Here is a 976-nt window from a genome sequence, read left to right on the forward strand (position 1 = left end):
AGCAGTTCGAGCTGGTCGCGGTACACCGCGCTGTCTCCGAAGAACTCGTCATGGTGGTTGAGCGCCGGCGGCAATTGCGGGTGCTGCTCGGCCGGCAGGCCGTCGAATTTCAGGCGCTTCTGGTACAGGTAGTAGCCCGGCTTGATCTGGAAGTACAGGCGCATCTGGCCATCGGGCTGGCGGTCGTGGGTCAGCACGAAGGCCTGGTTGACCGGCAGGAAGTCGGGTTTGACCTCGAACGGGTTGGCCTGCAACGGGCCGGCCAGGAAAAATGTCAGGAAGAGCAGGAGGACGCGCATGTCTTCGCCTTGGCAGAACTGGGAATGGGGCCATGCTGGCTGGGGATGATTAAGTAAAGGTTAACCGCCTCACGCCCCGCACCCGCACACATCTGAGACATACCGCGACACATTGTCGGCTTGACTTTGCTTCCCCCCACCAATTTGCTGTAAAGTTGACGCACAAGTCAGCTTTTCCCCGCTAGTACTAGAATCAAAAAAGGGCAGGCCCCCAACTGCCCAGAGGATCAAGCATGTCCAACCGTGATATTTCCCGGCGCGCCTTCCTGCAAGGCGGCCTGATCGCTGGTGTCGGCGTGACCATGGCGCCGCTTGGCAGCCAGGCATTCGCCGCCCTGATGGAGGACCGCGTCACCACCTCGCCGCTGAAGTGGATGAACCATGACGGCAAGGCGCGTTTTCGCAACGATGCGTTGTCCAAGGTCTGCGGCGACAAGCTCTTCGCCCGCGACATCCGCGCCAAGGACATGCCCGGCTGGCCCGCGCAGCAGGGCCATGCGCTGTTGCTCAAGGCGACCAAGGCCGACCGCATCTACGCCGGGCACGACCTGACCCTGTTGGGCGCCGACCTGCAACCGGACCGCGTCGTCACCGCCGCCGACCTGGAGCAGGACGGCATCGCCTGGCCCGAGGCCCACTCGCCGGACCCGCTGCTGCCCCCGGGCAAAGTGCCGATG

2 protein-coding genes are annotated in these 976 nt (G+C 63.6%); one reads left to right on the forward strand and one right to left on the reverse strand.

Features of this window, described 5'->3' with window-relative positions; genetic code table 11:
- On the reverse strand, window positions 1-299 hold a 299-nt coding region (locus HP547_RS28935; protein WP_256676480.1), incomplete at its 3' end, for a protein-disulfide reductase DsbD domain-containing protein.
- Between the two features lie 233 nt (window positions 300-532).
- Between HP547_RS28935 and HP547_RS28940 the strand changes: the two genes are divergently transcribed.
- Window positions 533-976 (forward strand): twin-arginine translocation signal domain-containing protein (locus tag HP547_RS28940; protein WP_172288923.1); only part of this gene is annotated, 444 nt, incomplete at its 3' end.

It is taken from the genome of Pseudomonas sp. CM27 (genome assembly GCF_013179515.1).
Lineage (GTDB): Bacteria > Pseudomonadota > Gammaproteobacteria > Pseudomonadales > Pseudomonadaceae > Aquipseudomonas.